This window comes from Pseudoalteromonas sp. TP27 (genome assembly GCF_056470645.1).
On sequence record NZ_JARDAK010000011.1, the window covers coordinates 1 to 25,822 of the forward strand.

At 39.2% G+C, this 25,822-nt stretch carries 21 protein-coding genes and 2 pseudogenes; 15 read left to right on the forward strand and 8 right to left on the reverse strand.

Going from position 1 to position 25,822, the window contains the following annotated elements; translation table 11 throughout:
• A pseudogene (locus tag PX700_RS13260) lies at positions 1-373 on the reverse strand (IS110 family transposase); the annotation flags it as partial.
• 193 nt (positions 374-566) lie between these two features.
• Between PX700_RS13260 and PX700_RS13265 the strand changes: the two are divergent.
• The 3 genes from PX700_RS13265 to PX700_RS13275 all read left to right on the forward strand — a co-directional run bounded on the left by PX700_RS13265 (position 567) and on the right by PX700_RS13275 (position 5,010).
• Positions 567-2,177, forward strand: coding sequence for an oleate hydratase (locus tag PX700_RS13265; RefSeq protein WP_479520955.1), 1,611 nt, complete (start codon positions 567-569; stop codon positions 2,175-2,177).
• Between the two features lie 634 nt (positions 2,178-2,811).
• Complete coding sequence (locus tag PX700_RS13270) at positions 2,812-4,257, forward strand: tyrosinase family protein (RefSeq protein WP_479520957.1); 1,446 nt, start codon at positions 2,812-2,814, stop codon at positions 4,255-4,257.
• 9 nt (positions 4,258-4,266) lie between these two features.
• On the forward strand, positions 4,267-5,010 hold the full coding sequence (locus PX700_RS13275) for a DUF2182 domain-containing protein (protein WP_479520958.1): 744 nt from the start codon (positions 4,267-4,269) through the stop codon (positions 5,008-5,010).
• A gap of 66 nt (positions 5,011-5,076) precedes the next feature.
• On the opposite strand, the gene PX700_RS13280 is transcribed toward PX700_RS13275, so the two are convergent.
• Complete coding sequence (locus PX700_RS13280; protein ID WP_479520959.1) at positions 5,077-5,415, reverse strand: zinc ribbon domain-containing protein YjdM; 339 nt, start codon at positions 5,413-5,415, stop codon at positions 5,077-5,079.
• 306 nt (positions 5,416-5,721) lie between these two features.
• On the opposite strand from PX700_RS13280, the gene PX700_RS13285 reads away from it, so the two are divergent.
• From PX700_RS13285 to PX700_RS13295, 3 genes are read left to right on the forward strand one after another with little or no spacing between them, the layout of a single operon-like run.
• The gene (locus PX700_RS13285; RefSeq protein WP_479520960.1) at positions 5,722-7,116 is read left to right on the forward strand and encodes a RimK family protein; all 1,395 of its coding nucleotides are present in this window, start codon (positions 5,722-5,724) and stop codon (positions 7,114-7,116) included.
• 4 nt (positions 7,117-7,120) lie between these two features.
• Positions 7,121-8,233 (forward strand): peptidase C39 family protein, encoded by a 1,113-nt coding sequence (locus tag PX700_RS13290; protein WP_479520961.1) that lies wholly within the window; start codon positions 7,121-7,123, stop codon positions 8,231-8,233.
• A gap of 7 nt (positions 8,234-8,240) precedes the next feature.
• Positions 8,241-8,753: an MgtC/SapB family protein gene (locus PX700_RS13295; RefSeq protein WP_007582656.1), complete on the forward strand. Its 513-nt coding sequence runs from the start codon at positions 8,241-8,243 to the stop codon at positions 8,751-8,753.
• A 14-nt stretch (positions 8,754-8,767) separates the two neighbouring features.
• Here PX700_RS13295 and PX700_RS13300 read toward each other — a convergent pair whose 3' ends face one another.
• A complete protein-coding gene (locus PX700_RS13300; protein WP_479520962.1) occupies positions 8,768-9,994 on the reverse strand; it encodes a sensor domain-containing phosphodiesterase in 1,227 nt (408 codons plus the stop codon).
• Positions 9,995-10,082: 88 nt separating this feature from the next.
• Positions 10,083-11,093, reverse strand: a complete 1,011-nt coding sequence (locus PX700_RS13305) for a GlxA family transcriptional regulator (RefSeq protein ID WP_479520963.1) — start codon at positions 11,091-11,093, stop codon at positions 10,083-10,085.
• A 126-nt stretch (positions 11,094-11,219) separates the two neighbouring features.
• On the opposite strand from PX700_RS13305, the gene PX700_RS13310 reads away from it, so the two are divergent.
• Entirely contained in the window at positions 11,220-13,127 is a 1,908-nt protein-coding gene (locus PX700_RS13310) for a beta-ketoacyl synthase (RefSeq protein WP_479520964.1), read from the forward strand.
• Between the two features lie 77 nt (positions 13,128-13,204).
• On the opposite strand, the gene PX700_RS13315 is transcribed toward PX700_RS13310, so the two are convergent.
• A complete protein-coding gene (locus tag PX700_RS13315) occupies positions 13,205-14,389 on the reverse strand; it encodes an acetyltransferase domain-containing protein (RefSeq protein ID WP_415635961.1) in 1,185 nt (394 codons plus the stop codon).
• A 106-nt stretch (positions 14,390-14,495) separates the two neighbouring features.
• Positions 14,496-14,912: an MgtC/SapB family protein gene (locus tag PX700_RS13320; RefSeq protein WP_415635962.1), complete on the reverse strand. Its 417-nt coding sequence runs from the start codon at positions 14,910-14,912 to the stop codon at positions 14,496-14,498.
• A gap of 231 nt (positions 14,913-15,143) precedes the next feature.
• Here PX700_RS13320 and PX700_RS13325 point away from each other — a divergent pair, with 231 nt between their 5' ends.
• Positions 15,144-16,640, forward strand: coding sequence for a BCCT family transporter (locus tag PX700_RS13325; RefSeq protein ID WP_479520965.1), 1,497 nt, complete (start codon positions 15,144-15,146; stop codon positions 16,638-16,640).
• A 76-nt stretch (positions 16,641-16,716) separates the two neighbouring features.
• A complete protein-coding gene (locus PX700_RS13330; protein ID WP_415635964.1) occupies positions 16,717-17,091 on the forward strand; it encodes a hypothetical protein in 375 nt (124 codons plus the stop codon).
• Here the strand turns inward: PX700_RS13330 and fghA are convergent.
• The gene (gene fghA / locus PX700_RS13335; RefSeq protein WP_415635965.1) at positions 17,045-17,887 is read right to left on the reverse strand and encodes an S-formylglutathione hydrolase; all 843 of its coding nucleotides are present in this window, start codon (positions 17,885-17,887) and stop codon (positions 17,045-17,047) included. The two genes, PX700_RS13330 and fghA, sit on opposite strands and share 47 nt — an antisense overlap.
• 228 nt (positions 17,888-18,115) lie before the next feature.
• Positions 18,116-18,559, reverse strand: a pseudogene (locus PX700_RS13340) (zinc-binding dehydrogenase); the annotation flags it as partial.
• A 119-nt stretch (positions 18,560-18,678) separates the two neighbouring features.
• Between PX700_RS13340 and PX700_RS13345 the strand changes: the two are divergent.
• The 6 genes from PX700_RS13345 to hflX all read left to right on the forward strand — a co-directional run bounded on the left by PX700_RS13345 (position 18,679) and on the right by hflX (position 25,725).
• A complete protein-coding gene (locus PX700_RS13345) occupies positions 18,679-19,896 on the forward strand; it encodes a lipoprotein-releasing ABC transporter permease subunit (protein WP_479520966.1) in 1,218 nt (405 codons plus the stop codon).
• Positions 19,889-20,587 carry a lipoprotein-releasing ABC transporter ATP-binding protein LolD gene (gene lolD / locus PX700_RS13350; RefSeq protein ID WP_479520967.1) on the forward strand — a complete coding sequence of 233 codons (699 nt, stop codon included), beginning with the start codon at positions 19,889-19,891 and terminating at the stop codon, positions 20,585-20,587. The genes PX700_RS13345 and lolD overlap by 8 nt, the downstream gene beginning before the upstream one ends.
• A complete protein-coding gene (locus PX700_RS13355; RefSeq protein WP_479520968.1) occupies positions 20,577-21,821 on the forward strand; it encodes a lipoprotein-releasing ABC transporter permease subunit in 1,245 nt (414 codons plus the stop codon). Before lolD ends, PX700_RS13355 begins: the two co-directional genes overlap by 11 nt.
• Positions 21,822-21,938: 117 nt before the next feature.
• A complete protein-coding gene (locus tag PX700_RS13360) occupies positions 21,939-22,412 on the forward strand; it encodes a YehS family protein (protein WP_002960721.1) in 474 nt (157 codons plus the stop codon).
• A gap of 374 nt (positions 22,413-22,786) precedes the next feature.
• Positions 22,787-24,139 carry an NADP-specific glutamate dehydrogenase gene (gene gdhA / locus PX700_RS13365; protein ID WP_479520969.1) on the forward strand — a complete coding sequence of 451 codons (1,353 nt, stop codon included), beginning with the start codon at positions 22,787-22,789 and terminating at the stop codon, positions 24,137-24,139.
• Positions 24,140-24,372: 233 nt separating this feature from the next.
• Positions 24,373-25,725 carry a GTPase HflX gene (gene hflX, locus PX700_RS13370; protein ID WP_166419060.1) on the forward strand — a complete coding sequence of 451 codons (1,353 nt, stop codon included), beginning with the start codon at positions 24,373-24,375 and terminating at the stop codon, positions 25,723-25,725.
• Positions 25,726-25,822 lie beyond the last annotated feature (97 nt).

Consider the following 25,822-nt stretch of genomic DNA (forward strand, 5'->3'; position numbering starts at 1 on the left):
CCAATATATGCAAGTTACTGATGATAGAAGCTGCGGCTATTTTTCCAATGCCAGTCATGCTTTGTAGTATTTCATTTTTAACTTTATATTCAGGACAACTCTCAATCAGCTTTGCTATTTTTTCTTCTATTTTAATAATTTGGTTTTTGAACAAAGTGAGAGTAGGTTTAATCGTCATGGCTAATGCTTTAGGCATAATTTGTAAGCGATTCTTTTCCATGGTTTGCATAGTTAATAATTGATTTCTACGCGTTACTAAATCGCTCATAGCTTGCATTTTTTCTGGTTTTAGCTGTGATAATTTAGGCTTAATTGCTTTGCTATAATGCGCAATCAGTTGAGCGTCTAATTTATCTGTTTTTGCACGTTGTCCTTTCTGAGTATCTAATTAAATTAATAACTGGAATACAAAAAGTTAAGCTATGCAAACAGTTTTCTCTCAACACTGACTAAAGTTATTCTATATCATTTAAACTTTAATTTGTGCGAACAAACATTTGACTGAAAAAAGTCGAAGAGTATATTTTAACCTACTTATTAAATCATTTTTTAACGAAGTACATACTATGAGCAATTCTAAAGTTTATTTAAACGGATTAGGATTAGGTTCCTTATCAGCTGCAGTTTACTTAGTGCAGAAAGTTGGTTTCGCCCCAGAAAACATTCATATTTTTGAAAAAAACACTGAAACTGATTTAGTCGGTGGGTCAATGGATGCATCTTTTAAAATGATTGATGGCAAGCCTGTTTACATAATGCGAGGCAGCCGTATGTACGAAGATAAAGTATATTGCTGCACTAAAGAATTTTGGTCATTAATACCTTATGACGAACTTGGATCTTGCCTAGACGACTATGAAGCTAATGCTAAAGAATGCAATATGGACACTGTGGTTAGGCTATTACATGCAAACGGAGAGAAAGATACTGGGCACGATCTTGGATTAGGTGCTACTGAAGCTCTTCAAATGGCTCGATTAATAGAAATACCAGAATCTAAGATCCCAGCAGATGCTAAAATTACTGATTATTTTAGTGACGATTTTTTCAAGAGTAATTATTGGTATATGTGGCGTGCTCTTTTTGCTTTTCAGCCATGGCACTCTGCGATAGAGATGAAGCGTTACATGAAACTATTTTATCACCGTATGTCTGATATGGAAAAAATGACCTCTTTAGAACGTACACGTTACACAAACTACCACTCGTTCATTCTACCGGCTATTAAACTCATAACAAAAAAAGGCGTTCAAATACATTATAATACTTGTATTACGGATGTTGATTTTAAAGATAGTGATGATAAACGCTGGGTAGAACGCTTACATTTAAAAAATGCAGAAGATAAAATCTTAGATTCAATAGAAGTTAGACCACAAGACAAAGCATTCTTGACAATCGGCTCAATTGTTTCTAATCATTCTTATGGCTCCCACGATGAGCCAGTATCTACAAAACCTGCAGAAAAACCAGGCGAAGCTTATCAATTATGGCAAAACATAGTATCAAAACAAGCAGACTTAGGTAGACCAGAGCGTTATTTACGTGACGTTTCACTTTCTAGAATGATGCACTTTACCGTTACGTTTAGAGGAAATCTTTTTGAAAGAAAATTCCAATGGTTAGTTGAGCGACCAATGGGAGTACAAAGCCCATTACCTTTAACACAATCTCCATGGATAATGCATTTACACACCTATCGCCAGCCTTTTTTCCCGGGTCAAGCTGCAGATACTTGTGTAATTTGGGTTTCAGCATTAGGTGAAGATAATATTGGTCAATTTGTAAAAAAACCTATGTATAAATGTACTGGGAAAGAAATTTTAGAAGAGCTTTTAGGACATTTATGGGGTGATCTAACCGAAGACGAAAAAACAGAACTTCTTGAAACATCTTACTGTGTACCTTGTAGATTACCTTACGGAATTTCTCAATTTTTACCTAGAACCGAAGGTGACCGACCTTCTGTTGTACCTAAAGGCTCGCAAAACTTTGCGCTGTTAGGACAATTTGTTGAAATACCAGATGGGATAGTTTTCACGACCGAATATAGTGTTCGTGGGGCTATATTAGCCATTAACAAATTAATAGACCCATCAATAAAGCCACCTGAAATGTACTTTGGTCAACACCATCTATGGGATAACTTAAAAAATGCAAAAGCAATTTTAAGTTAATCTATTACGAATGCTCGTTTGTAACGAGTGCCATCAGTACCAATTAACAGTGACACCACCCTAAATTTTGCACTTTTTGAAGTTAGAGGCTCGCCTTTATTTAGTGCAAAAAATAAGCAGGGTATCTTATGGCAATCGCAAGAAAGCGTTAAGTAAATCAATTAACAGTCAATTAACAGTGACACCCATCCTAACTATTACGAAAAAAGCCAACAAAACCGCTACTGCACTTTGCAGGCCAGTCTCACAAGAGGGTTATTGTGAAAGCTTAAACCGAAAACGGCGAGCGAATATCAGTAACTGCGAAAAGCTGCTCGCATAAAATTTTAACACTTCAGTAAAAAGTTAAAACTGCATCATGCCGTTATTTTCGTGCTCATAATTCAGATCTAATGGGGTTAATGACTAATTTTATGGATGAAAATAACCTAGCGATAAAAGATAAGTTCTTAACCTAAAAAGTAAATCTAATAATACAGCTTTGCTTGTTAAATTAGATTAGCTATCAGGTTTAGTCGTGCTAACCAGAGTATGTGTAATGCATTGCTGGTAACAGCTGCTATATTTTAAGCTGGCTAGAAATAATTTAGCTTACATTTAGCATACTTTTAATTTACTAGACGGAGAGACTTCGATGCGTGTAAGGAAAAATGTCAGTGAAATAACTGACGATACACTACTTTGGTATTCAAGAGCAGTAGAAGCAATGAAGAAAAAAGATATTACTGACCCAACAAGTTGGTGGTATCAAGGTGCTATTCATGGTTATGGATTAGATAAAAGTGCTAACTTAGCTCCAAGCGAAAGTTGGAGTGAGCTTAGCATTTGGCAGCAAGCCCAAGGCTTCCCACCATCTAATTCGCTTGTTCACAGCCAATTTTGGCAACAATGTCAGCATGGTACATGGTATTTTTTACCTTGGCATAGAATGTATCTGCAATTTTTTGAAGCGATTGTGGCAAAAACGGTTACAGAGTTAGGTGGACCTGAAAATTGGACTTTACCTTACTGGAACTACTGTGATGCAAATAACCCTGCGCTCAATGATGATCAGCAACTGCAAGCGTTAAATTTACCTACCGAATTTGGCACAAAACAGCCAACCTTTGACTTTACCGGATTATGGATGGAAGAAAGAGCGCAGTATACGCTCAGCTCTAAACAGGATGCGAGTTGTGAAGTGGCTCTTGGACTGGAGCACTTCACAACTGCGCAACCTTCACAAAGTTTTGGAGGTGTTAAAACTGGGTTTAGTCACGATTCAGGCACTTTTGGTAAATTAGAGAATAACCCGCACAACTTAATCCATGTTGATATTGGTGGAGCGATGGGTGACCCAAATACAGCTGCTTTAGATCCTATTTTTTGGTTACATCACGCAAACATTGACCGCTTATGGCAGAGCTGGATTGACCGAGGTCGAGAGAACACTAGCGATTCTAGTTGGCTTGATCAAGCATTTGATTTTCATAATGCTAAAGCGAATCCTGTAAGTGTTAAAGTTAAGGATGTATTATCTACAGAGGCGCTTGGGTACACCTATAGCGAGAATTATCCTGATATGAAGTCGCGTGATGGTAATAAGGTATCTGCATTTATTTCATTGGAAGGAAGCGAAATGTTTGACACTATTGCTGCAACAACAAAGTCTTTCTCGTTGAATTCGAAATCGACGTCTGCAAAACTCGAGTTCCTACCAGAAAAGCAACAGGTTGCTAAAGTATCTGCATTGGCCACTTCAACTACTCAAAGGTCGAGCCAAGTTATTATCGCTCTTGATAACATTACAGGTTCGGGTGTAGTTGGGCCTGTTAACGTGTTTGTGAAAATGTCAGCAAGTCCCGAGCGTGTTTTCGTAGGTAAAATAGGGTTGTTTGGTTTAACACAGGCTTCTACAGCAAGTGTACGTCATGCGGGAACTGGTCTTAATGTCGAGCTTGATGCTACCGAAGCGCTTGAACAACTTCGTAAGCAATCGGGTTGGAAAATTGAAGACTTACGTATTGAAATTGAGCCGAATAGGGAGCTTGGTGAGGCCAACGTAATAGTAGGTCGAGTAAGTATTAAGGCTGAGGTTTGATAATTCGCTATGCTTACCTCATCTAGAAGAAGGGTTAGCTACTTAAAAGCAGCTAACCCACATTGGTTTGTACTTGTATTTGCTGCTTTGCTTTGGGTTTATTATGTATGGCAGCAATTGAGTATAGGGAATGCACCTCATCATCACCAGCACCATGGTATGCATGCAAATACAAAGTTTTCTTTGTTGAAACTGGCATTCGATTGGATGGTTATGGTTTATGCAATGATGCTTCCAATGACTAGCGGTACAATCCGCTCGATAGTAAATCGAATACCATTGACAAGACAATCAAGAAGTTTAGCTTTGTTCATTTTTGGCTACTCTCTTATTTGGTTTATATTTGGTTTAGTGCTGTTGTATTTAACAGCGTTGTTGGCTGATTCATCTTTGACAATGATGTTTGAAGGTTTGCCTGTTGCTGCGATTGCATACGCACTTGCTGGTTTGTTGTGCAATGCAAAGTTTAGGGTTCGATTGCTCACAGCTTGCGGTAGTATTTGGGCTCCTAGGATAACTGGTCTAAAAGCCGATATAGATATTCTGAAAATAGGTTTTGATGAGGGTGTAAAATGTGTTCAAACCTGTGCGCATATTATGATTGCAATGCATATTGCGGGGCATAGCCTGTTGCAAATGGCAATTTTAACTATAGCGCTATTTTACGAAAAGCATCTTTATAGAAATAAAAAGAACTTGTTGAGAAATACCTGTATGTTACTTTCCGTTTGGGAGCTAATCATGTTTTATTAGCAGCAAAATTCACTGTTGATAGGAGGATTATCAAAAAGGTAATCTTTATGCTTTCTTGAATTCAAATTAATTAGCCTTTTTTACAAATTTAGCAGTTACCATCATTTCACCAATGCCATCTACTTTGCAATCTAGCTCGTGATCTTTTTTATCAAGTACACGTCTAACGACCGCTTTGGTGCCAATTTTAATTACTTGCGAGCTGCCTTTAATTTTTAAATCTTTGGCTACTGTCACTTTGTCGCCATCATTTAGCACAGTGCCGTTGGCATCTTTAACTAAAATAGCGTCTTCGTCGCTTGTATTATTTGGGTTCCACTCATGAGCGCACTCGGGGCAAACAAGCAGTTGTTGGTCTTCGTAAACGTATTCACATTGGAATTTTGGGCAAGCAGGTAGCGACATTTTTAAACTCTTATAAAGTACTGTTTTGCGTATTTTAATCTGCATTAAGTGGAAAATATAGTTAATCAATATTTTTCATCTTCACGCTAAAAATATCTCGTTTGTGCGTTTTAAAAAAAGGGCATATAAAGCACATGTCGCTTAAGCAATTTAAGCGCTAACTCGTACAGTAGGTACCTGTTAAAGCACCCATCGTATTAAGTGATTCGCGCAATGCCCACTTAGTACGATGGGTGTTTCTATTTATAATGCTTAGTAATGTTACTTAAGCATGCTTTTTATATTTTGACTTAACTAGGAAAAGTCGTGTTTAAAACCTTAATTGTGGTTGATAACAACGAGCAAACGCTTGCTCAATCGTTCGAAAATGTAATTACCTTTAATACTTATTTACGTGATTACCCAAAACAAAATGAACCCAAAACACGCATTATTAATCTGTGCGACTCAAGCCAATACTTGAGCAAAGGTTACTATTGCTCGTTACTTGCTGAGGCGCGCAAGCACCAAGTTTTGCCAAGTGTAAAAACAATAAACGCACTTCGTAGTGGCCAAGCCCCTATGTTAAGTGTGGGCCAAATAGATGGCACACTTTACTTTGGTAATGCACTAAACGATTTACAATCAAAAGCGGCAAAGTCGGTATTTAAACAATACCCAGCGCCTATTTTATTTGTTGATGAGCAAGGCTTACTACAGCAAGGATCGTTATCGTCTTTAAATGAGCAGCAGTACAGCGACTTTGTTGCCAAGCTAGATAACTTTACTAAAACGCAGTGGCGTATTGGTGCGGTGCAACGTCGTTTTAGATGGGACATGGCAATACTTGTTGATCATAACGAAAAAGTACCGCCGAGCGATAAAGACGCCATTGCACGTTTTATTAAAGCCGCCGCTAAACACGGGATTAATGCACAAGCATTAAGCTTTGACGAAATTGATAATATTGCTCAGTTTGATGCGTTATTTATTCGCCAAACTACAGCGATTGACCACCCAACGTATCGCCTTGCGAGCAAAGCGCAAAGCCTTGGTTTAGTGGTTATTGACGATGCTGAGTCTATTTTACGTTGTTGTAATAAAGTGTATTTACACGATGCATTTAATTATCAAAAAGTGCCAAGTTTAAAAACAGTTGTAGTGGCTGATCAATCAAATGAAACGCTTACTCAATTAGAAGAAGCCTTTACGTATCCGCTTGTTTTAAAAATGCCTGAAGGGTCTTTCTCAAAAGGTGTTTATAAAGTTTCAAACCGTGATGAGCTTGAAGCTAAGCTTACAGAGTTGTTTGAATTTAGCGCATTAGTGCTCGCGCAAGAGTATATGTATACCGAATACGATTGGCGAGTGGGTGTGTTAAACGGTCGTGCTATTTATGCATGTCGTTATTTAATGGCGCGTAACCATTGGCAAATTTATAACCACGACGCTAAACGGTTTTTCTCTGGTGGCTTTGAAACATTGCCAACTTTTGAGTTACCAAAAGCCGTGTTAGATGCCGCATTAAAAGCATGTAAAACAGTGGGTAGGGGTTTATATGGCGTTGATGTTAAAGAGCATCAAGGCAAAGCATACGTGCTTGAAGTAAACGACAACCCAAGTATTGATCACAAAGTAGAAGACGGCTATTTAGGCGACGAGCTATACATGATCATTATGGATGAGTTTAAGCAACGTTTAGAAGCACGAGGCCGTGGGTAATAACATGAGCAACCTTGTTATTCGAAAGGCGCTTGGTAGCGATTTAAACGCATTGATTGACGTTGAAAACGCCTGCTTTAATAACGACAAATTGAGCCCGCGCAGTTTAAAGCGTTGGCTAAGTGCTAAGCACGGTATTTTACTTGTTGCAGAAAATGACGAGCAACTATGTGGTTATGGGCTTGTGTGGTGCCATAAAGGTACGCGTTTAGCGCGTTTATATTCGCTTGCTGTTTTGCCAACAATGCAAGGTAGAGGTATTGCAAAAGCACTGCTTACTAACCTTGAAAAAGAAACGTGTGAGCGGGCTCGTATTTATCTTCGCTTAGAAGTGGCTGTAAATAACGACAGTGCGATAGGGCTTTATAAAAGCTTAGGCTACAGAGTGTTTGGTCAATACAGCGATTATTACGACGACCACAGTGACGCACTACGAATGCAAAAAAACATTCGACAAACGAGTGAGACAAACGTAGCACGTTTAACGCCGTGGTATCAGCAAACTACCGAGTTTACGTGCGGACCTGCTGCGCTATTAATGGCAATGGGTGCACTTGAGCCAACTACAGAGCTTACTCAATCACATGAGTTAGCACTTTGGCGTGAAGGTACCACTATTTTTATGACATCGGGTCATGGTGGTTGCCATCCGTTTGGTTTGGCACTTGCCGCTAACAAGCGGGGTTTTAAAAGCGAGGTAATGGTTAATACCACAGAGCCTTTGTTTTTAGATGGAGTACGTAACGAAAACAAAAAAGTGGTACTTGCCACCGTGCATCAGCAATTTGTAGATGGTATAGCGCAAGCAAATATACCGCTTACGCATAAAGATGTAGAGCTTGAACATATTGAGCAGTGGTTAAGTAAAGGCTTTAGTGTGCTGTTATTAATTAGTACATACAGCTTTGATGGTAAAAAATCGCCACATTGGGTGTGTGTTACGCACCTTGATGAGCATTGCGTGTATGTTCACGATCCGTTTTGTGAGCCCGGTAACGATAAACAACTCGCAATAGATTGCCAATATGTGCCTATTGCACGAAGTGATTTTAGTAAAATGTCAGCATTTGGTAGCCAGCGTTTACGAACGGCGGTGGCTATCGCTAATAAAAGATAGGTTAACAGTGACTTTTTTAGATTTAATTGATGTAGCCCCGTATTCGTGGGCAGCTATTGGTACGGCCGCTTTTTGCGGTGCTATTATTGGTATAGAGCGCCAATTGCGCGGCAAGCCTGTTGGTATTCGTACCTCAGCGTTAATAACGCTGGGTACGTATTTGTTTTTATCCACTGCGTTTAATTTACAAGGGGATGTAATTGATCATTCTCGTGTAGTGGGGCAAATAATTACAGGTATTGGCTTTTTAGGTGCAGGCGTTATGCTCGCAAAAGATGGTGCAGTGGTTGGAGTTACATCAGCTGCAACCATTTGGGTGCTAGCATCAATAGGCGTTATGATAGCCACTGAAAACCTTGGCGCTGCTATTAAACTCTCAGTGCTGGTGGTCGGTATTTTATATGGTGTAGACGTACTCGAAGCTAAATTTAAAAGCTTAAGTAAAGGCGTACACACTAAAGTAAAAAACTATCAAAAGCGCTATTATCGAAAAGAGTTTAACGACACAGAACGCCACTAAAAGTGGCGTTTTTATTAGAGCGTAATTGTTTGATATTGAATAGCATCTTCAAGCGGAGCTGGGCGCCCAATAAAATAGCCTTGTACGTTATCAACGCCTAGCTTTCTCAGGGTGCTTAATTCTTCTTGATTTTCTATCCCCTCTGCAACTATTGAGCAATTAATTGCTTTGGCAAATCCGCATAGTGCTTTAGCTAATAAAAACTTTCTACGATCCGTATTTATATTTTGAGTAAGGCTTATGTCTAACTTAATGATATCTGCCTCTAATTCTAAAATATGCTGAAAAGATGAAAATCCAGCACCTACGTCATCAATAGCGAGTTTTACACCCCTGTTTCTTAATGGTTGAAGTGCGGTTCGCATCGCTTGGTAGTCTACAATAGGTGAATGTTCAGTTACTTCTAAAATTATTCTATTACAATTAATGCTTTGTAATACTTTCTCTATTGAGCCCGATAAAATATGCTGAGGTGAAGTGTTGATAGTGATATAAGTTTTTTCATCAAATTTGTCCAAGCAATGTAATGTATTTTGTATAGCAAGTATTTCTAATGCTTCTCCTAAACCTAGTTTTGCAGCATCTTTAAACCAAATGTCAGGTGTTTTATAAGGTTCAATAAAAAAGCGTGACAGAGACTCATAACCCGAAAGTTGATTGGTTGATAAATTAAATATGGGCTGAAAATAAATCGTAATATCGTTTGTTTTTATAATATTTTCGATAAGCGATTTTGACTCATTATTTAAAATGTTAGATTGCACATTTTTTTCGATTAACTCCGTAGCTATTTCAGAAATTAACCTAAGGAATGACAAATCTTTGTCGTTCAAGGTATTATCTAATATGGTTTTATAACAGCAAAAAGTCCCATAAACTTTACCTGTAGATAACACAATAGGTACACCTATATAAGAGCCAATATTTAGCTTTTCTGTAACTGGCATTTTACGGGTTATAGGGTGTTCAAGAGTATTAGGGATTATTTTTTCTAGCTCGTTATCGGATATTTTTTTACAATAAGTTTCGCAAATTGGGTCTGAATTACCCACTGATACGCAGGTATTTGTTGTTTGGTTATCTACCACTTTAAAAACACGATCAGTATTGGTGAATTCTGAAATAAACGCGACTTCCATACTCAAATGTTTTCGTACGAGTGAAAGTAACTTTAATAACTTTGATTCAATAGAAGCATCGCTTTGCGGATCAAAAAGATGCTTACTAAGTTTATCTTTCATGCAGTTACCTTGGTATGGGGTAAATTATGTTATTGATAAGAGTATAATTAATGTATAAAAAAATGCCACATTTAGAAAATGTCATTAGTTAACCAAATAACTTTCGTCTTACTACTTTTCTGTAACCACTGGGCGTTTGGCTTAATACCTTTTTAAACACACGCGTTAAATGTCCTTGGTCGTTATATCCCACTTCTAAAGCTACTTCTTGAATTGATAGATTTGATGATGCTAGTAACTCCTTCGCACCTTCTACGCGTAATTGTTGCCAATACTCAATAGGGCTTTGATTGGTTGCAGCTCTAAAGCGACGAGTAAAAGTACGGTAGCTCAAGCTAAATTGGGCAGCGACTTCTTGCAGGTTTAACTCGGTGGCTAAATTTGTTTTTAGCCAAAACTGAATTTGCGCAATTAGCTCGTCGGGGTGGCGGTCAACTGCGCCCTCGCGGTAGCGTTGATCTTCGTAGGGTTTTCGTATTTCGTGCGAAAAGTTTCGCTCTACATGTTGAGCAGCGGCTTTTCCATAGTACTGACTAATAATATGTACGATCACATCGGCAAGGGCATTAAGGCTTGCTACGGTATACATGCGTTCTGACTGAGTTATAAAAAAGTCGGGTTTTAAACGCACTAACGGGTAGTCGTGGCTAAATTGATTGGCGTAGTGCCAATGGGTGGTAGCAGGGCGCCCATCAAGTAAGCCAGCCTCAGCTAATAAGCAGTTGCCAGTGCCTACACCAATTATATGGCTGCCTGCGCTAAAGCTCTCGCTTAGCCAGTCAACTACGTCTTGATTTGTACGCACCACTGGGCGCGGATTGCGCCAAATACCAGGCACTATAATTAAATCACTATAGGGCGCACTAGTTGTTATGCAATCAGGGTTTATAGCAAGGCCAGCGCGAGTAGCTATAGATTCTGCATTTTTAGCCACTAAATTTATAGCAAGCGGTCTAAAACTTTGCTTATCAATATGGCCTTTAGCGAAGGCCTCGCCGGCTCTTAGCATCTCAATAGGCAGCGTTAAACTAGTCACTAATAAATGCGGATAAACCGCTATAGCAATGTTTAATGGTGGATTAGTGTTTTTTTCAGTCATATAAATGCTCCGACCAGTACCTTTTGGCCTTTTGTGCTGAATATTTGGCTATTAAAGCACAATGCCTAGTGCATAATCCATTTAAACTGGTTGTTCTTCTTATAACACGTTTTTTAAAGGTAAATTATGACTGCATTACCCGTTATAGTAGGCATGGGTGGCATTAACGCCGCTGGCCGTACTTCTTTTCATCAAGGTTATCGCCGTATCGTGTTAGATAGTTTAAACGCCCAAGATCGCAGTGAAACATTTTTAGGCCTCGCCACACTGATGAATCTAGTAAGCGTTGTAAACGGCCAATTACAAGATACACAAGGTAATAATGTTGAGCAAAGCGACATAGAAGCACGCTTTGGTGAGCAAATTATTGCTGGTACACTTATTCGTAAAATTGAAAAAGAACACTTTGACGCAGATGCCACGCCGTGGCAGCAAAAAATGACGCTAAACGCATCAAGCGATAACGCAATTGTGTTTGAAACGCGTGCTCGCGACTTACCAACGCCGGTTCCGACGAGTTGGCAGGTTGAAGAGCTTGAAGGCAAAAAAGTTAAAGTTACTATTGCTGCCGAAATAGATGTAAAACACAACTCAACGCGTGATAACCCAATTAAATCTGCAGGGCAATTTCCAACTGGGTTTGATCCGTCTGTTATGTATAACAGCCGTTATCAGCCACGAGGCCTGCAAGCGACAATTTTTGCAGCTACCGATGCGATTAAATCAACAGGGCTTGATTGGCAACATATTATGAATAGCGTAGAGCCAGATAAAATTGGTACCTATTCAGCATCGGTCATTGGCCAAATGGACGACAAAGGCCTTGGCGGTTTAGTAAAAGCGCGCCAACAAGGCGACCGTGTTAGCACTAAGCAGTTAGCACTGGGTTTAAATACCATGTCGACTGATTTTATTAACGCGTATGTTACTGGCAATGTAGGGACTACATTTTCTACTTCGGGCGCCTGTGCTACGTTTTTATATAACTTACGTGCAGCGGTTAACGATATACAAGCTGGGCGTACGCGTGTTGCAGTTGTAGCGAGTGTTGAGTGTGCTATTACACCAGAAGTGATTGAAGGCTTTGGTAACATGAGCGCACTTGCCAATGTTGAAGGTTTGCGCCGTTTAGATAACTTATCACATGATGAAGAACCTGATTACCGTAAAAGCAGCCGTCCGTTTGGGGATAACTGTGGCTTTACATTAGGTGAAGGTGCACAAGTTGCGATTTTGATGGATGATGCCTTAGCTCTTGAATTAGGCGCTGACATTATGGGCTCTGTACCTGATGTATTTGTTAATGCAGATGGCATAAAAAAATCAATTACATCACCTGGTCCTGGTAACTATATTACCATGGCTAAATCGGCTGCTTTGGCAACGAGCCTTTTAGGTAAAGAAGCTTTGCAAGAACGTAGTTTTATTTTAGCGCATGGCTCAAGTACGCCGTTAAACCGCGTAACAGAATCGCTGATATACCACAAAGTAGCACAAACATTTGCTATTGATAATTGGAAAGTGACAGCGCCAAAAGCATACGTTGGTCATACTATTGCACCAGCAAGTGGTGACCAATTAGCGATAGCTCTAGGTGTATTTAGTCACAATATTATGCCGGGTATTACCACAATTGATAAAGTGGCTGACGATGTTTATACCGACCACCTTGATATTCGTAATAGCCATTACGAATGCGGTGAAATGGATATAGCTTTTATAAATTCAAAAGGCTTTGGCGGTAACAATGCAACCGCTGTCGCGCTTTCGCCAAAAGTGACAATGCAAATGCTCGCTAAGCGCCATGGCAATGACGTTATGACTCGTTACGCGCAGAAAAATGTAGCAATTAAAGCTGCTCAGCAAACGTATAAAACGCAAGCCGATTTAGGCCAGTATGAACTTATCTATCGCTTTGGCGACGGACTCATTGACGACAACGACATTGTTATTGATGAGCAAAGCATTCAGTTGCCAGGCTTTGAAAAAGCAATTACGTTTAGTACAACAAATTCCTACCAAGATATGTTTTAAGCACTCATACTTGTTAGCAAGGCGCTTTTTAAGCGCCTTTTTTAATGTCTATTATTTGATGCTAACTTGTATAAACGCTATATATATTTAGCAATTAAGCTGTGTTTGTTATTTCGCTTCCAGCCAATATAGCGCTTAGCGAGTAGGGTTGTTAGGCCAATAACAACGCATATAAATAAAAGTGTTGCCGTGTAACTCATGCCATAACCTTCAGGCAAGCCAACGAGAGTGTCGCCGTAGGTCATATCACTAAAGTTTAACCCTAAAGCAGGAATAAGTAGCCACGCAATAGCATGTAATAAATACAAGTGAATTAGGTATGAAAACATACTGGTTTTACCTAGCACTTGAAAAAAATTACGTGAAAAGTCAGTTTTAGCATGGCTTAAAAGCTTAAGGGCTATTAGCCCAATGCCAACGGTTAACAGCATAAACTGCAACGAAAGTGGGTATTTTGTTGGATTTAAAAACGACATAACTGTATCAAAAGTACTGCTATGAACAGTAAATATTGAAGTGTCGCCATACAAATTAAAACCACGAAGTAAAGCGTATAAAGCAAGGCAACTAGCACCTATTAATGCTGCATAGTTCATTATTTTTGCACTGTACTGTTGGCCTTTATAATAAACACCAGCACAATAGGCCAATGCCATTAAGCCAACAATAGGGGCAACTGGGTAGGTTGTTCTAATTTTAAAATCAAAAGGGAGATCAAGTACATTTTTTTGATGTGCAATGGACCAAACAGTGTGTGCAAGTGTATTAGGCTCAAAGCTTATATCATCAAACACATTATGTCCGAATACTAACAATAAGCCTGCTACAAAAACGGCATAGATGCCTAGTAAACGCAAAAGACCTAATATTACAAACCCCCAGCCGATTGCCCAAATAACTTGTGCGTATAGCATTGGGTATAATGGGTTAAAGCTCCAAGACCAAGAAACGATAGTAAACTCAAATAAAATTAGCACTAAGCCGCGAACAATCAAGCTCTGTGAAAATGCTTTAGTGGATGCGTATTTGTGCTCCGTAATAGCAGCCGATAGGCCCGCTAAAAATACAAAAAGTGGCGCGCAAAAATGGGATACAAAACGCGTAAAAAAAGTGAGTGCATCGGTACCGGGAATGGTCATCGGGTCGGTTACCGAGTAGTTTAGGCAATAGTACATGCCATGGTCTATAACCATGAATATAATGATAATACCCCGAAGTAAATCAATATGATGTAATCGGGGGGTTAAAGCTGAGTCCGACATTTAGATTCAAAACACGTTATAAAATTTGCGTGTATTATATGTTATATAGTATCAGTGTGCGAGTTTGGTTGCTCACTCCTCGACTGTGTATTAGCTTCATTAAAAGCTATTTAAACTTTTTTACATACCTAAGCGTTATAAAGTTAATAATGGCAAGTAAAATTGCTATTTCGTAGCGGCTGTACGCTACGGCAATACCTATTAAGCCCATATTCCATATGCTTGCTGCAGTGGCTGTGCCGGATGTTGATTGGTTATTTTTTAAAATGGCGCCACCGCCGATAAATCCAATACCGGTAATGATCCCTTGCAACATTTTTGATTGTGCTTCTGCACCATCTAAAACCGACATAGCAATGAGTGCATACCCACACGATGCTACCGCAACAAGCGGAAAGGTACGAAGGCCTGCGCCATCATGGCTACGTTCTCTGTCGTAAGCCATAGGTAGTGCAAGTAGGTAAGCAATACCTAAATGTATTAAATTATCGACGATTTCATTCCACTGTAAATCAATTTCCATTATTGTTCTCTGTTGATAAACTTTGTAAACAAATAGCAATCATTAGGCCAGTTATAAATTAATTTAAATTCAGTATCTTAAGGCTTTTTAAATACAAAAAAGTTAACTAATAGAGAAACATTTACACAGCTATTTAACGCTTTTACACAACAATTTGATTGATCAAGTTTGATCTGCGTACTAAAGGGTCGTATTCTTTTCGGCAAACTTAAATACTGTTATGTGAACCTTTTGCCTCTAAATAACACGCCAACCAGACTCGAGAAAACAGCCTTAGTACTTTGCTTAAGTTTGTCCGTTATTGCTTTTTTATTTCCACAATTATTAACTACACGCCTACAACCTATTATTAGCGAGTTATTAGGTTATTTAGGGTCGCCATTTTTTATATTAGTTAACCTGTTACTTTTTGCCGTTTTAGCTATTGCGATAAGCCCCTTAGGACAGCGTAAAATTGGAGGCGCACAAGCAAAGGTTGAGTTTGGCCTGTTTGGGTGGCTATCTATGTTATTTGCAGCAGGTATGGGTTCTGGATTAATATTTTGGGGCGTTGCAGAGCCTGCTTTACATACGGTTAGTTCGCCATTAAAACAAAGCTTATATCCAAATACTCAAACAAGTGGTTTAGCGCTTACCTTAGTTAACTGGGGCGCACATGCGTGGGCACTTTATGCCGTATTTGGTTTGGTGCTAGGTGGGCTTACTAGCAATAGCGGTAAAGCAGGTGACATAAGTGCACCAGTAATGAGTGCTGTAAAAGGTTTAATAAATAGAGGCTGGCAACTAAAGCTAAGGTTTAGCATTAAGTTAATAGCCATATTGGCGATATTTTTTGGTGTCGTGGGCACAATTGCTAATTCAACTTTATTACTGCGTAAAGGGCTCGAGCTTGAGCTAGGGGTTGAGTCTGCTTTATTTTCGGGGTTTATTATTATTTTTTTAATTGCGCTGCTTTATACCATTTCTGCAAAGTTGGGGCTTAAAAAAGGAATTCAAACGCTTAGTAAATTTAATGTGTTTTTAGCATTTGCACTTATAGTATGGCTATTAATTTTTGTGCCTATACAGCCAATTATAGATATAGCTTTGGGAGGTACATGGAATTACATTCAACTTATAACCACAGGCACATGGCAGTTTGAAAGCATACTGAAAAAGCCTGAATGGGCAAGCGGCTGGACTTACAATTACTATTTTTGGTGGTTAGCGTGGGGCCCGTTTGTTGGTGTGTTTTTGGCTAAAATAAGCCAAGGGCGTCCAGTTTGGCAATATATTGTTGGTGTTGTATTTGTACCAACCTTAGTGACCATTATTTGGTTTAGTGTGTTTTCGGGCTCTGCGATTGCGTGGGATCAAACGCATAATGCAGGTATTTTAGCGGCTATTAAAGCCGATTATACACAAGGGCTATTTGTATTTTTTGAGCAGCTAGGATGGCAAGGTGGTTTATTAATTTGGTCAAGCTTATTACTGTTACTTATTTTTGTAGCAACTTCAGCGGATTCTGCCGTTTTAGTAATTCGTGAACTGAGTGGTGCAAATGAAGCTCAAACATGGAGCTTATATGCTTGGTCGTTTGCGTTAGGTTTATGCGCGTTTGTTTTGTTAGTACAAAATAACGAACCGTTAAACAGAAGCGTTGCGATAATTGGCGCTTTGCCATTTTTAGTTATTTTTATTTTTCAGCTGGTGGGTTTTACAAAAGAGTTTATAAATGAGCTTAAGTAATCATGCCTACATATTTTTACAATGCTATTTTTAAAGTTGTATATAATTTAGGTAATGTTTTTGAACAGGATGAATCATGAAAACGCTAACTTTATTTTTATGTGTTATTTGCCTAAGTGGCTGTACAGTTGCCGGCGCTATTATTGACGGCCAAGCACAGTCAAATGCACGTGATAATAAATATAATAATAGTCCTGCTCGTTCAGAGCCTTATAAAAACCCACTAGAGCCAGTACCTACAGATAAAAACGGATTTAACTTTACTGATATGGGATTAAAGATAGATTCGGCTCTTGTTAGCCTAGTGAAGGGAGAAAGCACTACAACGCAAGTGTGTAGGCAGGTCACTAAAAGTCTAAAAGAGTGTGTAGAGGTAGAAAAATCATCTCTACACACTAATCAGTCTAAGCAGTTAAAAACTGATGATGAAATAATAAGTGTTGGTCAATAAAGCTGCTTATAAAAAAGTAACTATGATCGTAACCTTCTTGCATCTCCAGTGTTAGCGGGTAGCTCTTTTCGTTAGCAACAGCCACTAAGTTTTGTGGTTTGAGTTGATCCTCTAAGAACCCATCAGCATCGCCTTGAGTAGTCAGCATCGGTAAGTAATCAGTTTGTTTGGCTTTTTTCATCAGCTCGCACGTGTCGTACTGTGCCCAAAGCGATTTATCACTGCCCAAATACCCCGAAAATGCTTTTTCGCCCCACGGACAGTTTATTGGGTTAACGATAGGGCTAAACGCAGATGCACTAACGTATGCTTTAGGATTTTTAAGCGCGACCATTAGAGCGCCGTGCCCGCCCATAGAGTGACCACTAATTGCTTTTGTGCTTGTGACGGGAAAGTGTTGTTCAATAAGTGCTGGTAACTCACTAACAACATAATCGTACATATTAAAATGGGTGTTGTAAGGAGCTTGCGTTGCATTCACGTAAAAGCCAGCACCTTGTGCAAAATCGTAAGCGTCTTCATTGGGTACATCTTCGCCGCGCGGGCTGGTATCAGGCGCTACAATTGCAATACCCAGCTCTGCTGCTTTTTTAAACGCGCCTGCTTTTTGCATAAAGTTTTCGTCAGTACAGGTTAAACCTGATAACCAATAAAGCACCGGTACTTTGTTTGCCTCACTTGCACCAGGCGGTAAAAATACGGCAAAGCGCATAGTGCAATGTGTACTTTGCGAGCTGTGAGTATATTGCTTATGCCAACCGCCAGACACTTTTACACTTGAGATATTTTCTAACATACTTAATCCTTAAAAGCCGTAAACTTAAAAGTATTACGGCTTATTATTAAACGTATTTAGCAGTTATACCAACCTGCATAAATCTTTGATCAATTTAACGAATTAAATTGCACTATAACGTCGTTAAAAATTTTTTATTTAGAACAACTAGATACAAAAACTTTTGCCTAGTTCTAGCGTAATTTTCTTAACGTTAAATAGACCCCATATATAAGCAGATTGGTATTATTAGTAATGAATTACTGTACGAATACTTTTACCTTCGCGCATTAAATCAAACGCTTCGTTAATATCTTCAAGGCCCATTGTATGGGTAATGAAGTCGTTAAGAGCAAATTCGCCAGCCATATAACGTTCTACTATTTAAGGTAGTTGCGAGCGACCTTTAACGCCACCAAATGCACTACCACGCCATACACGCCCAGTTAACAGTTGGAACGGACGGGTTGATATTTCTTGGCCTGCACCGGCTACACCAATAATTACCGACTCACCCCAACCTTTATGACAACACTCAAGCGCAGAGCGCATTACATCAACATTACCAATACATTCAAACGAGTAGTCAACGCCACCGTCAGTCATTTCAATAATCACTTCTTGAACAGGCTTGTCGAAATCTTTTGGACTAATTAAATCAGTTGTACCAAGTTTTGTCGCTAAATCGAATTGCTTTAAATATAGCCAAGTATCAGATTTTTAAATTATTTCTTACATTTTACGGCATACCCAAAGGCACTTTTTTCGTGCTACTATTGCTCAATACTTTTAGGATAAGTGTTAAAAATAATATGTTTCAACCGGTTAGCTTATTTATAGGGCTTAGATATAGTCGCTCCTCTAAAGGAAATGCGTTTATATCGTTTATATCGTTTTTTTCTATTGCCGGTATCGCTATTGGTTTAATGGCTTTATTTACGGTCAGCAGTGTAATGAATGGCTTTGAAAATAGCTTAAAAACGAACATGCTAGGGCTTATTCCTCACGTCGAAATAAAAGCGGAAGCACATACCGCTACACAAATGAATGCCCTAAAAACCGACCTCGAACACTCTCCTTATGTTGACCATGTAAGCTTATACCGCCACGGCGAAGCTATTTTACAAACTAATAAAGACTTACATGGCGTTTTACTGCAAGGCCTTTATGACGATAACGGGTCTTTATATAAAATAACCGACAAAATAGTGCAAGGCGATTGGAAAACCGTACTTAACAAAAACTACAGTATTGCAATAAGCCGTTATTTGAGCCGTAAATTAGGCGTTAGCGTGGGTGATAAGCTGCGAGTAATTATGCCTAATGCTTCAACATATACACCACTTGGGCGAGTTCCTAGCCAGCGTTTATTTAAAGTTGCCGCAATATACGAAACCGGCTCTGAAATAGATATGGCACTTGCGTTTACCAGCGGCGCTTCGCTGCAACGCTTGCTTAAGCTTGATAAAAACACCGCCCCTAATTTAAGTATCTCGTTGCACGAACCGTTCGAGCTAGATGAATTTATTGAAGCCAGCCAGCTTATTTTAAACGATCATAATTATAGTGATTGGCGCAGTACCCAAGGGGCTTTATTTGCAGCCGTTGCTATGGAAAAGCGCATTATGTCGATGTTGCTTGCGCTTATTGTATTGGTGGCTGTGTTTAATATTGTATCGGCTTTAACCATGATGGTGAGTGAAAAACAAGGCGAGGTAGCCATATTGCAAACGTTAGGTTTAACGCCTTCCCAAGTACAAAAAGTATTTATGGTGCAAGGCTTATATAACGGTGTAATAGGTACTGCAATAGGTGCGTTTTTAGGTGTTATATTTAGTTTGTATATAAATGAGTTACTTGCATTAGTGGGTTTAAACTTACTTGCAGGTATAGAGCTTCCGGTAAAATTTGATATTTTAAGTTTAGTAATAATAGCGTTTGCCAGTATTGCTATGAGCTTCTTAGCTACCTTATATCCTGCGCGTAAAGCCGCAAAAGTAAAACCAGCAGAGGTATTACGTTATGAATGATTTAGTTATTAGTTGTGAAAATTTAAGTAAAGTTTATCAAGACGGTAACAACCAAGTTGAAGTATTAAAAGGCGTTGATTTAGCGCTGCAGCAAGGTGAAATGCTCGCGATTGTGGGTAGCTCAGGCTCTGGTAAAAGTACGCTTTTACACATACTCGGCACATTAGATACCGCAAGTTCGGGTAGCGCTAAAATCAAAAACCAAGAAGTTACCAAGCTTTCGCGAACAGAGCAAGCCGCATTTAGAAACCAAAATTTAGGGTTTATCTATCAATTTCATCATTTATTAATGGAGTTTAGCGCGGTAGAAAACGTAGCTATGCCATTATTAATTAAAGGTTTAAGTGCAAAAGAGGCCAAAGTACAAGCGCTCGATATGCTCGAAAAAGTAGGCCTTGCACATCGCAGCTCACATAAACCGTCTGCACTTTCTGGTGGAGAACGCCAACGCGTTGCAATTGCCCGTGCACTGGTTACTAAACCTGCGCTTGTGCTTGCTGATGAGCCAACCGGTAATTTAGATAAACAAAATGCGATTAAAATTTACGATTTAATTAACGAGCTAAACCAAAGTTTAAACACGAGTTTTGTAGTAGTTACACACGACTTAGAACTTGCCGATAAGCTGGGTAAAATAGCGTATTTAGATGATGGAAAACTAGCCATTAAAGAGTCGCAGCATGTTGCTTAGTGCATTTTTAAGTAAACGCTTTAGAGCTTACTCAGGCCATAAAGACGAAAAAAACGGCTTTGTTAGTTTTATCGCTAAAGCGTCAACCATTGGTATTTTATTAGGGGTTGCGGTTTTAATTGTGGCGCTGTCGGTAATTAATGGCTTTGAGCAGCAGTTAGTACACCGTTTACTAAGCGTGGTACCGCAGGTTGAATATGTAGCACCAAGTAGGCCCATTGCAAATTGGTCGCAAAAAGTTGAGGGCTTACAAACACAACCGCATGTAACAGGGGCTGCGCCATTTATTGCTGTCAATGGTATGGCGCAATATAAAAGCCAGTTAAAAGCGGTTGAAATTCGTGGTGTAGAGCCATCGCTTGAGAGTAATGTATCGGCAGTAAACCAGTTTACCAGCGGTAAATTAGTGAGCCAGTTAGGCCTTGATGACGTTATTTTAGGCAAGCAAATAGTAAAACAGTTAGATGCCAAAGTCGGCGATAATATTACGTTGCTAATTCCCCAAATAAGCCAAAAAGGTCAGTCATTATTAGCGCCTAAACGCGTAACACTTAACCTTGCGGGCGTCATAGAAATGGGCGGCCCCATTGATAGTACCGCTGCGTTTATTCATCTTAATAAGGCACAGCAAGCATTAGGTTACGACGAAACCCAAGTAACAGGGCTACGATTAAGTGTTGATGATGTATTTTCGGCGCATCAAATAGCGCTAAAAGTGGGCCAAACTATTGATGACTATGTGTATATTTCTAGCTGGTTTAGAACGCAAGGCAGCTTGTATCAAGATATTCAAATGGTACGTACTATTGTTTATATTGTGGTGTTTTTAATTATAGCGGTAGCCAGTTTTAATATTGTGTCGTCTTTGGTGATGGAAGTGCGCGAAAAACAAGGCAATATTGCTATTTTAAAAACCATGGGGGCAAAAGACAGTACTATTTTAGCCACCTTTGTAATGCAGGGCTTAATGCAAGCATTTGTAGGAGTCGCGCTCGGGACATTAATTGGAGTGGTATTGGCGCTTAACATAAGCGAGCTATTTACCTGGATAAGCCAATTATTTGGAGCTAACCCGCTTGAAGGTGTTTATTTTATAGAGTTTTTGCCAAGTAAATTAGCACTTGAAGACATTGGTATTACAGTGATTGTTACGTTTGTGCTTGCGATACTTGCCACTATTTATCCTGCATGGCAAGCAACGCGCGTAGATCCTGCCAAGGTGCTAGGTAACTAGGTATAAGAAGCTCAAATAAAAATTAATAGGGTGGTATTAGTAAACCTGTTAAACTAGGTGCTTATTTAAAATTAAGCAATAACTGCTTGGTTGCTATACCTCACTTTGGGATTTACTTTGACTAATAACGATATTTTACGCCGCATTCGCTACACTTTTAACTTAACTGATACTGCTATGGTCAATGTTTTTGCATCAGCAGAGCATACTGTTACCAAAGAGCAAGTAATTGCATGGTTAACTAAAGAAGGTGAAGAGGCTTTTACCCCAATAAGTGATACTGAGTTTGCTAGCTTTTTAAATGGGTTTATTAATACCCAACGTGGCAAACGCGAAGGTGAGCAACCAGAGCCTGAGAAAAAGCTAAATAACAATATTATCTTCATGAAGCTGCGTATTGCTTTAAACATGAAAGCAGAAGATGTTATAGCAACACTGGCACTTGTTGATTTTGACTTAAGCAAACATGAGTTAAGTGCATTTTCTCGTAAAGTAGACAACAAACATTACCGTGTTTGTAACGATCAAATACTACGCTTGTTTTTAACTGGTGTTCAAAAGCAGCACCGTCCAGAAGAATCTGCTGAGTAACTGGTTTTAGCTAATCAGCTTTTAGTTAATGGGTTTTATATGCGCGCAATGCAGTATAAAGCCTATTAATTGTTATATTTTTAAACAAACCTACACCTAACCTAATACTTCTAAAATTCCCGTTTAAAAATATTACAATTTAGCCTTGCACAAATCTTCACGTGCAGCTGTGAATTTAAATTCATCTTTAATCAATAAAAATCAAACTTCCAATCAAGAATAATTCAAGTACTGAACGTTAAATATCTTAACTTTCCATGCTAAGGTAGCAGTTAATTATATTAAATTAAGACCTTAAAGCATGAATCATAAACTTGATCACGTTTACTTTAACATTTGATAAATACTTTTATTATTAACACGGAAGAATAATTATGAATTATATCCATAGCACAATTGCACAATTAAAAAATAGTAGCCCTGCACAATATGAGTTTTATCAAGCTGTTGAAGAAGTACTTGAGTCACTCGAACCTATCTTAGAAAACTCAGAAAAATACAAAAAAAATGCCATTATTCAACGCTTAGTTGAGCCCGAACGCCAAATTATGTTTAGAGTTCCCTGGGTTGATGACGAAGGCAATATTCAGGTAAATAAAGGCTACAGAATTGAGTTTAACTCTGCACTTGGCCCCTATAAAGGTGGTTTACGTTTTCACCCCAGTGTAAACGCTAGCATAATTAAGTTTTTAGGATTTGAGCAAATATTTAAAAATGCTTTAACGGGTTTATCAATTGGTGGCGGTAAAGGGGGGGCAAACTTTGATCCTAAAGGGCGATCGGACGCTGAAATAATGCGTTTTTGCCAATCATTTATGAGCGAGCTCTATCGCCATATTGGCCCTACAACCGATGTACCCGCTGGAGATATAGGTGTAGGAGCAAGAGAAATAGGTTACATGTTTGGTCAATATAAACGTTTAACTGGTCGCTATGAAGGCGTATTAACAGGCAAAAGCCTGTTATGGGGCGGATCGCTAGTACGCAAAGAAGCAACGGGTTACGGCGCTGTTTATTTTGCTGACTACATGCTACAAGCACGCGGCGATAGCCTACAAGGTAAGCGCTGTTTAGTCTCGGGCGCAGGTAATGTTGCTATTTATGCTATGGAAAAACTTTATCAAATGGGGGCAACACCAGTAAGTTGCAGCGACTCTCGTGGCACTGTGTATCATGAGTCGGGTATAGATTTAGACCTTATTAAGTGTTTAAAAGAGCAATCGCGTGATTGTTTAAGTGCATACAAACAAACTCACCCCGATGCTATTTATATTGCTGTAAATGACTACCCTAAAGATGGGCATGCTGTTTGGCGATTTAACGCAGATGCTGCTTTTCCATGCGCCACACAAAATGAATTAACAGAGGGCGATGCAAACGCATTATTAACCGGCGGCTGCTTATTAGTAAGTGAAGGCGCAAATATGCCTTCTACAAAAGAGGCTATTGAGAGCTTTATTGCTGCAAAAATTGCGTATGGACCAGGTAAAGCCGCCAATGCTGGCGGCGTTGCAACAAGCCAATTAGAAATGGCACAAAATGCAAGTATGCAAAGTTGGACCTTTGAAGAAGTTGATGAAAAGCTAAAACAAATTATGAAAAATATATTTGTTACCGCTAATGATACCGCTACAGAATTTGGTGAGCCTGGAAACCTTTTATTAGGTGCTAATATTGCAGGCTTTAGACGTGTCGCCGATGCAATGATTGAGCAAGGCGTAGTGTGAACTACCCATCGACGCCGCTTCGCGTCGATCAATGGGTTTTCTCGGAAAGATTCGATAAAAAACACGATTAAATGCCAAATCTAGCCATAAGTTTATACCTAATTGTGGCTAGATTTAGTTATAAATGTGATTAGTTAATTATAACTCTATAAAGCTGAGCTATAACAGCGTAGGATCAACTTACTTTCGAATGAAAAATAGGTTTGCACCTTAGTGCATTAACACAAAAATTTATGCAAACAACTGCAAAAGCATCACTTCCAAACGCCTTACTTATTTCTATTAGCACACCGCAGTTTAAAGGTGACGAAGCTACAGAGTCGCTTGCAGAACTTGCGCGCTTGGTGACTACTTTAGGGTTTAAAGTAGTAGGTACTCAATCGCAAAAGCAAAGTTCTACCCAAAAGGTTAATGTACTTGGCTCAGGCAAACTAGCAGAAATAGCGCACCTTACTGGTAATAAAGGGTCTGCTGCAGAAGAGCAAGAGGATGAAAATGTTCTTGATGACGATCCATTATCCGACATGCCGTCAGAAATCCCATCAGACGATTTAGATTTTGCTTGTGCCGATGTTGTAGTTTTTGACTGCGATTTAACGCCTTCTCAACTACGTAATGTTGAGAACCAGTTAGGTGTAGAGGTATTTGACCGTACCGGCATAATTATTGAAATATTTAGCCGTCATGCGCGTACTAAAACTGCAAAATTACAAGTTGAAATTGCTCGTCTTAATTATGTAGCGCCTCGACTTCGTGAAACATCAACCGGTGATAAAGAACGCCAAATGGGTAAAGGTGCGGGTGAAACCACACTTGAGCTAAATCGCCGTAAAGTACGTGACCAGCTAGCAGAATTAAAACGCGAACTTGTTAGTGTTCAAGATGTAATGATGGACAGACGAACGCAGCGCTCTGAGCTATTTTCAGTGGCTTTAATTGGTTATACCAATGCGGGTAAGTCATCAATGATGCGTGCTATTACAGGCAGTGATGTAGAGGGCGAAAATAAGCTTTTTGCTACGCTAGATACTACAGTTCGTGCGTTATATCCCATTACACAGCCTCGTATACTCGTATCAGATACTGTTGGTTTTATTAAAAAGTTACCTCACGATTTGGTTGCTTCGTTTCACTCAACGCTCGCTGAAGCACATGATGCGTCGCTACTTTTGTATGTTGTTGATGCGTCAGACCCTTCTTTTCGTTCACAGCTTGAAGTAGTACATAAAGTACTGGCAGAGGTCGGTGTTGAAGGCAGCAAAAAATTATTAGTGCTGAATAAATCAGACCAATTAAGTACTGAGCAACAGCAATCGCTGATGGAAGAGTTTCCTGATGCGATGATGACCTCTACTCGTAACCCTGACGACATTAGTAAACTGCACAAATATATTGTTGATATTGCTCAAGAGGACATGATTGAAGAAGACGTTATTATTCCGTACACCGCGAAAGGTATAGTAGGCGAAATTCGATCAAGTATGAGTGTGGTTAAAGAAGAGTATGAATATAGCCATATTAAATTAACAGTACGCTCAAGTGCGATTGATTTAGAGCGTTTAAAAAAGAGAATGTTAGATTTATAATAAATCCAGCATACAAAAAGCACAGCCAATTGGCTGTGCTTTTTAATCGTTACTTGAGATAGATTTATGATTTAGAGTTCAGGTTTTTGTAGAGGAA